The organism is Orbaceae bacterium lpD04 (assembly GCA_036251935.1).
Classification (GTDB): domain Bacteria; phylum Pseudomonadota; class Gammaproteobacteria; order Enterobacterales; family Orbaceae; genus Orbus; species Orbus wheelerorum.
Genome location: CP133967.1, coordinates 1,955,805 through 1,968,173, shown reverse-complemented (window position 1 = coordinate 1,968,173; position 12,369 = coordinate 1,955,805). Strand labels below are relative to the sequence as shown.

At 35.7% G+C, this 12,369-nt stretch carries 14 protein-coding genes and 1 riboswitch; of the genes, 4 read left to right on the top strand and 10 right to left on the bottom strand.

Annotated elements, in window-relative coordinates:
* Nucleotides 1-64 precede the first annotated feature (64 nt).
* A riboswitch (FMN riboswitch) is annotated at nt 65-207 on the top strand.
* Between the two features lie 106 nt (nt 208-313).
* Nucleotides 314-991, top strand: coding sequence for a 3,4-dihydroxy-2-butanone-4-phosphate synthase (gene ribB / locus RHO14_08855; GenBank protein WVD70464.1), 678 nt, complete (start codon nt 314-316; stop codon nt 989-991).
* Nucleotides 992-1,104: 113 nt separating this feature from the next.
* Here ribB and ruvX read toward each other — a convergent pair whose 3' ends face one another.
* The 5 genes from ruvX to rsmE all read right to left on the bottom strand — a co-directional run bounded on the left by ruvX (nt 1,105) and on the right by rsmE (nt 4,502).
* Nucleotides 1,105-1,521 carry a Holliday junction resolvase RuvX gene (ruvX, locus tag RHO14_08850; GenBank protein ID WVD70463.1) on the bottom strand — a complete coding sequence of 139 codons (417 nt, stop codon included), beginning with the start codon at nt 1,519-1,521 and terminating at the stop codon, nt 1,105-1,107.
* 5 nt (nt 1,522-1,526) lie between these two features.
* Complete coding sequence (locus RHO14_08845; GenBank protein WVD70462.1) at nt 1,527-2,084, bottom strand: YqgE/AlgH family protein; 558 nt, start codon at nt 2,082-2,084, stop codon at nt 1,527-1,529.
* A 36-nt stretch (nt 2,085-2,120) separates the two neighbouring features.
* Nucleotides 2,121-2,573, bottom strand: a complete 453-nt coding sequence (locus tag RHO14_08840) for a GNAT family N-acetyltransferase (GenBank protein ID WVD70461.1) — start codon at nt 2,571-2,573, stop codon at nt 2,121-2,123.
* Nucleotides 2,574-2,586: 13 nt separating this feature from the next.
* The gene (gene gshB / locus RHO14_08835) at nt 2,587-3,534 is read right to left on the bottom strand and encodes a glutathione synthase (protein ID WVD70460.1); all 948 of its coding nucleotides are present in this window, start codon (nt 3,532-3,534) and stop codon (nt 2,587-2,589) included.
* A gap of 242 nt (nt 3,535-3,776) precedes the next feature.
* Nucleotides 3,777-4,502, bottom strand: coding sequence for a 16S rRNA (uracil(1498)-N(3))-methyltransferase (gene rsmE / locus RHO14_08830; GenBank protein ID WVD70459.1), 726 nt, complete (start codon nt 4,500-4,502; stop codon nt 3,777-3,779).
* 103 nt (nt 4,503-4,605) lie between these two features.
* Between rsmE and folB the strand changes: the two genes are divergently transcribed.
* From folB to RHO14_08815, 3 genes are all read left to right on the top strand, one after another.
* Nucleotides 4,606-4,962 carry a dihydroneopterin aldolase gene (folB, locus tag RHO14_08825; GenBank protein ID WVD70458.1) on the top strand — a complete coding sequence of 119 codons (357 nt, stop codon included), beginning with the start codon at nt 4,606-4,608 and terminating at the stop codon, nt 4,960-4,962.
* 220 nt (nt 4,963-5,182) lie between these two features.
* Nucleotides 5,183-5,389, top strand: coding sequence for a hypothetical protein (locus RHO14_08820; GenBank protein WVD70457.1), 207 nt, complete (start codon nt 5,183-5,185; stop codon nt 5,387-5,389).
* 4 nt (nt 5,390-5,393) lie between these two features.
* Entirely contained in the window at nt 5,394-5,822 is a 429-nt protein-coding gene (locus RHO14_08815) for an EamA family transporter (GenBank protein WVD70456.1), read from the top strand.
* Nucleotides 5,823-5,870: 48 nt separating this feature from the next.
* Here RHO14_08815 and RHO14_08810 read toward each other — a convergent pair whose 3' ends face one another.
* The 5 genes from RHO14_08810 to moeA form a co-directional block, all read right to left on the bottom strand.
* Nucleotides 5,871-6,542 carry a response regulator gene (locus tag RHO14_08810; protein ID WVD70455.1) on the bottom strand — a complete coding sequence of 224 codons (672 nt, stop codon included), beginning with the start codon at nt 6,540-6,542 and terminating at the stop codon, nt 5,871-5,873.
* 1 nt (nt 6,543) lies between these two features.
* Nucleotides 6,544-8,160 (bottom strand): DcuS/MalK family sensor histidine kinase, encoded by a 1,617-nt coding sequence (gene dcuS / locus RHO14_08805; protein ID WVD70454.1) that lies wholly within the window; start codon nt 8,158-8,160, stop codon nt 6,544-6,546.
* Between the two features lie 124 nt (nt 8,161-8,284).
* Nucleotides 8,285-9,442, bottom strand: coding sequence for an NADP-dependent malic enzyme (locus tag RHO14_08800; protein ID WVD70453.1), 1,158 nt, complete (start codon nt 9,440-9,442; stop codon nt 8,285-8,287).
* Nucleotides 9,443-9,505: 63 nt separating this feature from the next.
* Nucleotides 9,506-10,801, bottom strand: a complete 1,296-nt coding sequence (locus tag RHO14_08795; GenBank protein ID WVD70452.1) for a 2-hydroxycarboxylate transporter family protein — start codon at nt 10,799-10,801, stop codon at nt 9,506-9,508.
* A 210-nt stretch (nt 10,802-11,011) separates the two neighbouring features.
* Nucleotides 11,012-12,244: a molybdopterin molybdotransferase MoeA gene (moeA, locus tag RHO14_08790; protein WVD70451.1), complete on the bottom strand. Its 1,233-nt coding sequence runs from the start codon at nt 12,242-12,244 to the stop codon at nt 11,012-11,014.
* Between the last annotated feature and the right edge of the window lie 125 nt (nt 12,245-12,369).

Genomic DNA, 12,369 nt, shown 5'->3' with positions numbered 1-12,369 from the left:
TTTTTTATTACAAAAAGGTGAATTTTTAGTAATTTAGTATTATAGTGTATCGGTCAGCATTGCTGATAATTCTCAGGGCGGGGTGTAAGTCCCCACCGGTGGTTATAGCCCACGAGCGCTTAATTATTTTTATTAAAGAATTAAGGTCTAGCAGATTTGGTGAAATTCCAAGGCCGACAGTTAGAGTCTGGATAAAAGAGAGTTGCTTATAAGCCTTTCAAATAATTATCATTGCAGGTATGCATGATATTGCTAATGGTCAAGCACTTGCCCTGATTCTGGTATTTAATTAATAAATAAGGAATATTTTACCATGAATCAGAAAACAGAAAATAGTATTAAAATTGTACATAATACCTTTAGTCTCGCCGAATTTGGATCCCCCATTGAACGTGTTAAAAATGCTTTAGCTGCTTTAAAAGCAGGCAAAGGTGTGCTTGTTCTTGACGATGAAGATCGTGAAAATGAGGGCGATGTTATTTGGGCGGCTGAAAATATTACATCAGAGCAAATGGCTTTAACTATTCGTTATGGCAGCGGCATTGTTTGCCTATGCATGCCTAAAGCTTATTGCGATAAACTTGCGCTACCGATGATGGTGCCACATAATACCAGCAAAAATAAGACTGCCTTTACCATTAGTATTGAAGCTGCTAACGGCGTATCAACGGGTGTATCGGCAAGTGATAGAGTCACAACGGTAAGGGCGGCGGTTGCCGATAACGCAAAGCCTACTGATTTAAATCATCCAGGGCATGTTTTTCCTCTTGTTTCGCAAGATGATGGCGTTTTTGCTCGTAGGGGGCACACTGAAGCTTCAGTTGACTTAGTTAAGTTAGCCGGTTTTAAGCCCGCCGCGGTGATCTGTGAATTAACCAATGATGATGGCTCAATGTCAAGAGCTCCCGAGGTCGTTGCTTTCGCTAAAAAATTCGGTTTACCGGTTGTAACAATTGAAGATATTGTCGAATATCGTCGAGCAAATTCTTAAGCATCTCAAGATAAAAAGGGCGTTATTGCGCCCTTTATCATTCATGATTTTTACACTGTAATTAGGTGCTACAACAATATTTTAACGAAATTAGCATTTCATTTGGTAAATTGTTATATTGCGTGATTTTCAAACCAGCTTTCTAAAATAATGACGGCAGAGCTAGCATCAACTTTACCTTTATCAAGTGCACGATAACCACCCGAAGCAAAAAGATGTGATTTAGCTTCAACAGTTGATAGCCGTTCATCTTGTAACTGAACTTGATTACCAAATCGCCCATGTAAGCGATTGGCAAACTTTCTAGCCCTAAGCGTTAATTCTTGCTCACTACCATCCATATTCAAAGGAAGACCAACAACTAAATAATCGGGTTGCCACTCTTTCAATACTTTCTCGATATCACCCCAATTAGGTTTTCCATCACGCGCTTTAAAAGCACAAAGAGGTCTTGCTGTTTTAGTAATGTCTTGGCCAATAGCGCAGCCAATACTGCTAGTACCAAAATCAAATGCAATAACGGTTGCCATAGTCTTTATGCTTTACCCATTTGAGTTGAAATAAGGTCAATGTTAACACCTATTGATTGGGCTGCAAGGTGCCAACGATCATCAATTGGACTTTCAAAAATTATCTCAGCTTTTACATCGGCAACAAGCCAATCATTTTGAACAATTTCGGTTTCTAGTTGCATATTTCCCCAACTGGCATAACCAAGTGAAAGCAATAAATTATTCGGTTGCTCAGGTGAGCCAATCGATTTTAATACATCTAAAGATGTGGTTATCATCACATCATCAGATATCGCAATACTTGAAGAAAATCCTGCTTGCGGGGTATGTAAAATAAATCCTTGTTCATCCGCTAATGGGCCACCAATAAAAACCGGCTGTTCTAGCTCAGCGCACGATTTGTAAGGCGTAATATCCAATTTTGATAATACCGTTTGAACAGACAGATCATGAATCGGCTTATTAATAATAATCCCCATGGCGCCTTCACGATTATGTTCACAAATATAGACTACCGAGCGATTAAATAACGTATCATTTAATGCCGGCATTGCAATAATAAAGCGGTTTTTTAAATTCATAATTTACGTATTACCAAAATATCGTCCATTTGACTGTTATAAAGCACATTTACCAATTTTGACATGGTGCTCTAGATGGCAGCTCATCAAATATTCGATCTCATTGGTTTCATCATTAATTGATTCAGATATTACTTCAAATCCTTGGGATAAATAAAACGCAACCGCTTTATCATTTTTTTGATAGACATGGACAGAAAGATCATTATGCTTTTGTTTCGCTTTTTGAATCAGTGCGGTTCCAATTCCCTGATGGTGAAAATTAGAATCAACGAAAAGACCTGCAATATAATTGTCAGTTATACCAATAAATCCCTTAATACCATTTAAATCTTGCACATAAACAGTCGACATTGGAATTAAGGATTTAACGAGCTCAAAGTTATTAATAAAAAAATCAGCATCGATAAAATTGTGAGCCCGTTCATTTTCAGTCAACCAAATTGACATTATTTTATCTAAATCGCCTGATTGATATTGTCTAATCATTGTAACTCCTCAATTATTGTAAACGTTTTTCTATCGCATCCATTAACATGCCAGTAATTGATAAATCATTAACATGACCTTCAATCTCACGAACACAAGTTGGGCTTGTCACATTAATCTCAGTAAGCTTATCACCGATAATATCTAAACCAACAAACAATAAACCTTTCTCTTTTAATGATGGACCAATTGCATTAGCAATTTTCCAGTCACTTTCTGATAACGCTCTAACTTCACCAGAACCGCCAGCAGCAAGGTTACCTCGTGTTTCCCCTTTTTGTGGAATACGTGCAAGGCAATATGGCACAGGTACACCATCGACAACAAGTACTCGCTTATCACCCTCTTTAATAGCTGGTAGATAGGTTTGTGCCATGCAGTATTGGCTATTGTTATGGGTTAATGTTTCAATAATGACTGAGACATTGGGATCACCTTGCTTAATTCTAAAAATTGAGGCGCCACCCATACCATCTAACGGTTTTAAAATGATATCTTGATGGGTCTGATAAAAGTTTTTTATTAAGGCTGTTTGCCTAGTTACTAAAGTTTGCGGGGTAAACTGCGCAAACCAAGCGGTATATAATTTTTCATTACAATCACGCAAGCTCTGTGGTTTATTGACAACTAATACACCCGCATTTTCAGCGCGTTCTAAAATATAAGTGGCATAAATAAATTCAGTATCAAATGGCGGATCTTTGCGCATTAAAATAACGTCGAGTTCACTTAATGCAATAGTTTGTTCATTTGCAAAATCAAACCAATGTTGTTTATCGTTGCAAATCGTTAAAGTCCGAGTTGTTGCATACGCTTCACCGCCATTTAAAAAAAGGTCGCTCATTTCCATATAATAAATCTGATAACCTCGTTTTTGTGCCTCTTGCAACATAGCAAAACTGGTATCTTTTTTTATATTAATCTGACTAATGGGATCCATAACGATGCCAAGCTTTATCATGACAACTCCTTAATTACTATTTATCATTTTATGCTATTTTGATTAGTATATACTGAAATTTAATGAATAGAAGCCTTTTTGCGACTTATCTAAACAACTATTTCGATAGTTATAAGCTATCATTATTTATTGAAACATGAACGATCGCCATTAGATAAAAATATTAATAAAAAGCGTTTTAATATTACGTTAATGAGCGCTTTGATAAGCATCGTTATTGTTTTGTTGAATATGAATGATATTTAGCCCAGATCACCAAATTTAACTTGTAAAGCGGTAATTGCCGTTAGTGCGACAGTTTCAGTTCGTAAGATCCTAGGGCCAAGTAAAATTTCAATGAACTGCTGCTCGGTAGTCATATTTATTTCAGTTTCAGTTAATCCGCCCTCTGGGCCAATGAGTAAAGCGATATTTGAATTAATCAAGCTTAGCTGGTTTATGCCGTGTTGGGCTCTTGGATGTAGTGTTAATTTAGTATAATTATCAAGAGTTGCACACCATTGCTCGAGTTTTTGGATCGGATTTATCGTCGGAACGATATTTCGTCCACATTGTTCACAAGCTGATTGGGCTATTTTTTGCCATTGTTGCACTTTTTTATCCAATCTATCCCCATCTAGCTTAACTCCGCAGCGATTTGATAAAAGTGGGGTAATGGTATTGACCCCTAATTCAACTGATTTTTGGATCGTAAATTCCATTTTTTCACCTCGTGACAACACTTGGCCTAAATGAATATTCAAGGGCGATTCTCGATCATCAATCGTACTGTCTAAGGTGTTAACAATTAAGTTTTTTTTATTAATTTGACTAATTGTGGCCTCGGTTATTTTATTACTGCCATCAAATAGTGTAATTGATTCACCTTGCTTCATTCTAAGCACTCTAACAATATGATTAAATGCATTATCATCGAGTTCAATAACACTATTGGGTAAAATAGCTTTTGGTTGGAAAATTCGTACCATAAATATAACTTTTAAATTTATTAAAAAAATTTTAAATAAATTATAGCGTAATTTATATAGATTGGGTAATCTCTTATTGAATAGATAAAGAGGATATTTTTATATGATAAAAGATAGCGTTTTAATTGAAGGTTTAACTATTATTACAACCATTGGCGTGTATGATTGGGAAAAGACCATTAAGCAAAAATTGGTACTTGATCTCGAAATGCAGTGGGATAATAAACCAGCAGGGCTAAATGATGATGTGACGTTTTGTCTAGATTATGCCAAAGTAACGAGTGCCATAGAAAACTACGTTAAAAATCGCCAATTTGGTTTAATTGAGCGCGTCGCTGAAGACGTTGCCCAATTAATTATCAATGATTTTTTTGTGCCTCGCGTTAAAATTAAAGTTAGCAAACCAAGTGCTATTCCAAGTGCTAAAAATGTTGCAGTTATCATAGAGCGCCAGCGTTAATAAGGTTTTATTATGAATTATAAAAACCCATATTATGACATAACTAAAAAACATCATACTGTACGTGGATTTTGTAATTTATTATCAGGAGATTCGATCCCTGTTTTTAGTATTAAAAATAGGTGACTATACCAAAATGAGTAATTAATGATTATTTATTAAACCACAATTAATATATAATCAATTTAAGATAGAGCAGCTCAAAATGAGGATATAAAATATGAAAAGAATAATCGTATTGTTAAGTTTTTCAGTAATGTGTTTCGGGCTTGTTGCATGTGGTGGGCAAAAACAACAAACTGAAGATAGCCGATGGTCAAAACCGCAAAGAGTTATAGAAGGGTGTGATGGGGTAATGAGCAATTCTCAGCAATGCCAAAAAAATCCAAATACCCAGCAAATGATGATCCAAATAGATAGAAATTAATATTATGAGTGCTTGGTTAATTTATGCATTACTATCGGCAATAACAGCCTCTGCAGTAGCTATTTTAGGTAAGATTGGTCTACAGCATTTAGATGCCAATACGGCAACGGCAATTCGTGCCGTTGTTATGGCCATTTTTTTGGTTGGAGTTGTAATAGTTCAAGGCAAATTACAATTAGTTCAAACCTTTATGGCTGATAAAAAAGCATTGCTTGTGATTGTATTAAGTGGCATTGCAGGAGCATTATCATGGCTATTTTATTTTATGGCAATTAAAGTCGGTAATGTTTCACAAGTTGCTCCTATTGATAAACTCAGCGTTGTTTTTGCTGTTGTGTTTGCGGTGATTTTATTTGGTGAAAAAATTTCATTATGGGGCGGTGTGGGCGTTGCTATGATTGCAATTGGTGCAATTTTAGTTGCACTTAATTAAATAGCGTGATTTCACTGATAATCGATTAAATGTAGCGACTATCGCTCGCTATTTTTTAATCGAATATATCCTAACCGGGCGCCCAACAGATAAATGGGTCAAGTAACTTTCTAATTCACCAATTTCTTCTAAATAATCGATGTATTTCTTTAAAGATATTCGAGATAGTGTACTTGATGACACCAAATCGCTCATCGCAAAATCGTTAGTATAGTTAATTAACATATCACGGATATTTTTGAGTGTATCAGCTTCAATACCTTTTGGTAATTGTTCAGACTTTTCAATATTCTTAGCAAAAATTCGGTTGTCGAGCTGTTTTTGATCTAATATTTCACTCGAACTTAGTAACCTAATTCGTTCTAGGTAAGTAATTAATGCCGTTCTAAAGCGTTTAAATGTGAATGGCTTAACAATGTAATCAATTACGCCTAATCGTAGTGCAGCCTGAATATTCTCACTATCACAAGCCGCCGTAACCATTATAATATCAATATTTGGATAGCTAATGCGGATATGTTGTAATAATTGTAAGCCATCTAATTTTGGCATAAACATATCTAATAAAATGAGTGAAACAGGATTGTCGTGAATAAAATGTAATGCTGTTTCACCATCCTTTGCTTGCCCAACTAACTTAAATCCCGGTATCATCTGTAAATATTTCTTATTTAATTCTGCTACCATCGGATCATCTTCAACAATTAAAACATTAATCATCTCATTTTCCCTGATAAATTTCGTGCAATGGTAGTAATACCTTAAAACATGCACCTGCCGTTACATCCGATTCACATAATTCTATGTGACCATTTAATTCGTCAACACTTGCTAGGACTAAATACAAACCGAAGCCTCGATTATCGCCCTTGGTTGAATAGCCTTTGCTAAATATCTGTTTAGAGTGCTCTTTAGTAATACCTTGGCCATTATCTTTGACTTCTATAATAAAGCAATCATCATCAATTTTTAGATTGATCGTAATTTGTTTATCATCTAAAAACTGCACCGCATCTAAACCATTATCAATTAAATTACCTAATATTGTCACTAACTTATGCGCGATAGAACTATTGGTAAGCCCTTTTAGTTGTCCTGAGATATGAAAATGTAATGTGACGCCGAGCTCTCTTGCCCGGCTAAATTTACTATTTAAAAATCCAGAGATAATTGGATCGTGTATTGACTGTGATATTTGTCCGTACTCTTTTTCCTGACTTCCCATTAAGTCTTCTAAATATTCAATTAGCTCATGATTATTGTCATTAAATGCTAAGCCATAAATAACATGCAATTTATTGTTAAACTCATGAGATTGAGAACGTAGCGCATCTGCGTAACGATTAACGCCAGTTAGGTTTTCGGCGAGCTCACGAATTTCAGTCATATCACGAAATGACGCAATTGCACCGGTTAGTTTACCATTGACAAAAAGCGGTATTCGATTGGTTAAAATAACAATACCGTTAATATTTTGTTCACAATCATATTCTGATTTACCTGTTAACATAACCTCATCTAAGCGAGTATTAGCAATGATTTTCTTAACATGACCACCAATGATTTTATTTTTATTTTCGGTAATACGTAATATCCGTATTGCTTCATCGTTAATTTGAGTAATGATCCCATCTCGATTAATAACTAAAATACCTTCTTTTACTGTTCGAATAATTGCATCTCGCTCTTCAAAAAGTCTAACCATTTCATAGGGTTCTAAGCCTAATAAAATATTTTTAATACTCTTTGAAAACCATAATGCTAAAGATACGGCAATAATGAGGGAAATAATTAATGTAAGTAAAATAGGCTGCCTTGTTCGTGACGCTAAGTACTCAATGTTATTAACTGTTTGGCCAACCATTAACGCGCCGATTTGCGTTTTGTCACTTGAATATATTGGCCTAAATGCCCGAATTGATAGCCCTAATGTGCCTTTAGCTGTTGATAGGTATGATTCACCTCTTAAGGCAGCTTCGCCATCGCCACCAACAATTCTTTTTCCTATTTTATCTTTATCGGGATGTGAAAAACGGATCCCTTGCATATCAAAAATAGTAATAAATTCGACCTGAGATATTTGCCTCGTATTTTCGGCATATTTTTGAATGGAATCTAAATTTTCAGGCGTTGGATTGGTGATATCATTTATGATATCAGGCGAGGTAGCGATGATATTTGCTATTTCCTCTACGTGCTGACTTGCATCGTCATAATATTGATTATTAACGATTTTAATAATATAGGTATTTTCAGCGATGACAGCCAAGATAAAAACAAAGCAAATAAGAATGATTAGTTTGGTTTTTAATTTTAAATTATTGAATAATTTTCGCACCCGATTCCCTAAATTGCATTTCTTATCGTTACTTGTAAAGTTTGTTTTTGTTATGTATAAAAAAAGCTGCTGTTTAAACAACTTAAACAGCAGCTATGTTATCGCGATAAATTAAATAATGATATTATTTTTTCACAGCAGCGCGAACACTTTCTGCAACAACTTTAGATACATTTGGTTCAAATGCATTAGGTAAAATATAATCAGGGCCTAGCTTATCGTCAGTAACAATGCTTGCAAGCCCTCTTGCCGCAGCTAATTGCATTTCAAGTGTAATATCTTTCGCTCTAGCATCAAGTGCGCCGCGGAAAATACCAGGAAAAGCAAGTACGTTGTTAATTTGATTAGGATAATCACTTCGACCAGTACCAACAATATAAGCGCCAGCCTCTTTGGCTTCCTCTGGGAAAATTTCTGGAGTAGGGTTGGCCATTGCAAAAATAATTGCTTTATCGGCCATAGTGGTAACCCATTCTTTTTTCAATGCGCCTGGCGCTGATACACCAACAAATACATCTGCACCTTTCACCGCATCTTGTAGGGTACCAGTTTGTTTTTCTCTATTGGTCTTTTTCGCCATATCTAAGTGATGAGGCGGTAAAGATTTATCGTCTTCACATAAAATACCAATTTTATCGACAACCTTAATATTTTTTGCACCTGCAGCTAAAAGCATATCAGCAATAGAAAGGCCAGCTGCGCCGCCACCATTAATGACGATTTTAACTGTTTCAAGCTGTTTTTTAGTCACTTTGATTGCATTATAAAGCGCTGCTAATACCACAATTGCGGTGCCATGCTGATCATCATGAAATACCGGAATATCTAATATTTCTTTTAAACGCCGTTCTACTTCAAAGCATCTTGGTGCACTGATATCTTCTAAATTAATGCCACCAAAAGAAGGGGCGAAAGCGGCAATATGACTGACAATTTCATCAACATTTTGAGTATTAACTGAGAGTGGAATTGCATCAACATCAGCAAAGCGTTTAAACAGTATTGCTTTTCCTTCCATCACGGGAATGGCGGCTTCTGGGCCAATGTTGCCAAGTCCCAATACAGCGGAGCCATCAGTAATAACTGCAACGAGATTACGTTTAGATGTATATTCATAAACATCATCTTTATTCGCTGCAATTGCGCTACAAACCGCAGCAACGCCAGGCGTATAGGCAACACTAAGATCTGCCATTGAATTGATTTCTACTTTAGAGCGAATTTCTAATTTTCCGTGTTTTTCTTTACTAATTGCAAGTGCTTTTTCTTGAACCGTTGTCATGATTTTCACCTTTCTATTTTTGACTAACTGATAAATTTTTATATTAAAGTATAAGATATTTTATTAAGAATGAAGGTAACGCAGTAGCGCCGTTGCCCCAATAACCATTAACGCACCACCAAGGCGAGTTGCAACTTGTGCAAATGGCATTAGATTCATACGATTTGCTGTTGATAAAATCGCAACATCACCCGTACCGCCCATGCCACTTTGACATGATGAAATAATTGATGCTTCGACTGGATACATTTTGAAAAAATAAGCACAAACAAATCCAGTTAAACATACGGTTAAAACTACCGATACAACGGTTAAGAAGTAAGGAATGGTTAAGACATTAACCACACTGCCTAAATCAATATAAAGTAAACCAAGTCCCGCCATTAATGGATAGGTAAAGTGACCTGAAATAAATTTATACCACTGTTGGCTGCCTTTTTCGACACTAGCAGGCAAAATACGTAAATATTTAACAATCGCAGTAGCAATAATCATTAATACTGGGCCAGGGAAGTGAGTTATTTTTTCAAGAATTGCACCAAGCATAAACATCGCAACTAAAATCATTACGGCGCCGCTCATCGCTCTTGCATCAAGAGGGCTAGTATCTTCTTTTAATGCCTCTTCCATGCCATCAAATTCAATTTTTACTAGCTGTCCTTTACCACTTAAATGGGGTTTTAACTCACCAACACGATTAATTATTGCTGTATAAGTTATCGCAAAAAAGTTACCTACAACGGTTGCCGGTATCAAAGCACTGACAAACGAATCATAATCAAGGCCAAGTATATTACTATAAGCGTTTGAAAGCTGTAACACACCCTCACCAACACCACCTGCCATAACCGGCGCTACCGTATAGAAAAATGCATGTTCCCAAGTATCACCAAATGCAACAGCGACGCCAACACCAACTACCGCAGCAAGGCACATACCTATTAACATTGGGATCATCATACGGATAAAACCGTTTACTAAGATAACTCGGTGCATGCCCAATATACTACCGCAAACGAGACTGGCAATATAAAATAATAAGAAATTAGAGTCTTTCATCAACATTTTAGCAGCCATTAATGTGTTGCTGTCAAACACATTGTTATAAACTAAAATTGATGGCACGATCAGCGCCAAAATTGCAGGGGCACCAAATTTTTTCAGGTAGGGTAGATTTTGACCGATAGTACCGAGCAACCAACCTAGGGGTAGAATGACGGCAAATCCACCAATTAAACTTTTTGGCAAAATATCAAGCCAAGCAGAAACCATAACGATGATTGAACAGCCAATGAAAACGGATAAAGGTAAAGAACCAATATAGAATTTTTTTTCTTTTATATCTTGTAAAATACTCATAATGAAACCTCATGATGGGATTTGCTTTTTAAATAATTCTTCTGAGGCGGTTAGTTTAGATTGGTTATATAAGAATGAATATAATTAGAAAGTAATTGAATCAATTATGTAATTAATGTAAGTGACAGGGCTATAAATTTATAAAACATACTATCATTACGTTTATTTAGTAAAAATAGTATGCTATTTATTTTGGTGTTATAAACTTGCTTATAAAAGAAAACTATCGAATATTTCAACTGTAACTAATTCACCTGATGTAACATTACCTCGCTCAGACTCTAGTACAATAAAGCAATTTGCCTGATTAAATGATGAGGTAATATGTGATCCTTGTTCGCCTGTTGAGCTAACAACAAGTTCACCATCTTTATTGGCATGCACATATCCACGCTGAAAGTCTAAACGGCCAACTGATTTTTTTAAGTTTGAAACTGTTTTTAGGTTTAGAGTATGGCTATTACTATCTTGCTGATATAGCGCTAAAATTAACGGCCTAACTAATTGATAAAAAGTAACAAAGGTTGATACTGGATTGCCGGGTAAACCACAAAAAAGCGCATTATTAATCTTACCAAAGGCAAACGGCTTGCCTGGCTTCATGGCGATTTTCCAAAAATTAATTTCACCAATTTCAGCTAATGCCATTTTAGTATAATCTGCATCACCAACCGATACACCGCCACTAGTTACCACAATATCAGCTTCTTTGGATGCTTGTTTTAACGTATTTGAGATCAAATCTAAATCATCTTTGATAATACCAAAATCGATGACTTCACAGCCCAATGCTTTTAACATTAAATGAACGGTAAAACGATTACTATCATAAATACTACTTATTGATGGTAATTGCTCACCAATAGGGGTTAACTCATCTCCAGTCGAGAATATTGCCACCTTTATCGGTTTATATACCGTTATCTTATCTAAACCTAACGTTGCTAGCGTCGTTAATTTTGCAATCGTTAATTTTTCACCTGCTGGAAATATTTCGCAACCAGCTCGGACACTTTCACCAACATAACGAATGTTTTGGCCGGCTTTTATTTTAGTAGCATCAAAGCTAATTGTATTAGCTTTCTTTTCTACGTTTTCTTGCATAATAACGGCATAAGCACCTTCGGGAACTGGTGCTCCGGTCATTATTCTTAAACAACTCTTTTCTGGCCAATGAGTGAATTGTTTTTGTCCGGCAAAAATACTCTCTGCAATGGTCAGTGAGTGACAATTTTTTAGATCAGTTTCTCTTATTAGATAGCCATCCATTGCAGAATTATCAAAGGACGGAATATTCATTGGTGAAATAACAGATTCGGCAGTGACTCGATTTACGGCATCAAATAGTTTAATTGATTCAATTTGCTGGTAATTTATCGAACTTGTCGTTTGTAAAATGAGATTTTTCGCTTCAGAAAATGATAGAAGAGGGGCATTAGACATAACGATTTCCTTACCTTATTGGGAATATAACCATGAAGTTATTTCTAGTGTTGAGCCTAAATTATATATTGGGCAATAAAATAAAGCTCAAAAAATTGAAATAGATCACAAAATTGACTAAAAAA

Bases quoted from the DNA above. Each gene is read 5' to 3' on its own strand.
- ribB (WVD70464.1), top strand. From the start codon at position 314: ATGAATCAGAAAACAGAAAATAGTATTAAAATTGTACATAATACCTTT.
- ruvX (WVD70463.1), bottom strand. From the start codon at position 1,521: ATGGCAACCGTTATTGCATTTGATTTTGGTACTAGCAGTATTGGCTGC.
- RHO14_08845 (WVD70462.1), bottom strand. From the start codon at position 2,084: ATGAATTTAAAAAACCGCTTTATTATTGCAATGCCGGCATTAAATGAT.
- RHO14_08840 (WVD70461.1), bottom strand. From the start codon at position 2,573: ATGATTAGACAATATCAATCAGGCGATTTAGATAAAATAATGTCAATT.
- gshB (WVD70460.1), bottom strand. From the start codon at position 3,534: ATGATAAAGCTTGGCATCGTTATGGATCCCATTAGTCAGATTAATATA.
- rsmE (WVD70459.1), bottom strand. From the start codon at position 4,502: ATGGTACGAATTTTCCAACCAAAAGCTATTTTACCCAATAGTGTTATT.
- folB (WVD70458.1), top strand. From the start codon at position 4,606: ATGATAAAAGATAGCGTTTTAATTGAAGGTTTAACTATTATTACAACC.
- RHO14_08820 (WVD70457.1), top strand. From the start codon at position 5,183: ATGAAAAGAATAATCGTATTGTTAAGTTTTTCAGTAATGTGTTTCGGG.
- RHO14_08815 (WVD70456.1), top strand. From the start codon at position 5,394: ATGAGTGCTTGGTTAATTTATGCATTACTATCGGCAATAACAGCCTCT.
- RHO14_08810 (WVD70455.1), bottom strand. From the start codon at position 6,542: ATGATTAATGTTTTAATTGTTGAAGATGATCCGATGGTAGCAGAATTA.
- RHO14_08800 (WVD70453.1), bottom strand. From the start codon at position 9,442: ATGACAACGGTTCAAGAAAAAGCACTTGCAATTAGTAAAGAAAAACAC.
- RHO14_08795 (WVD70452.1), bottom strand. From the start codon at position 10,801: ATGAGTATTTTACAAGATATAAAAGAAAAAAAATTCTATATTGGTTCT.
- moeA (WVD70451.1), bottom strand. From the start codon at position 12,244: ATGTCTAATGCCCCTCTTCTATCATTTTCTGAAGCGAAAAATCTCATT.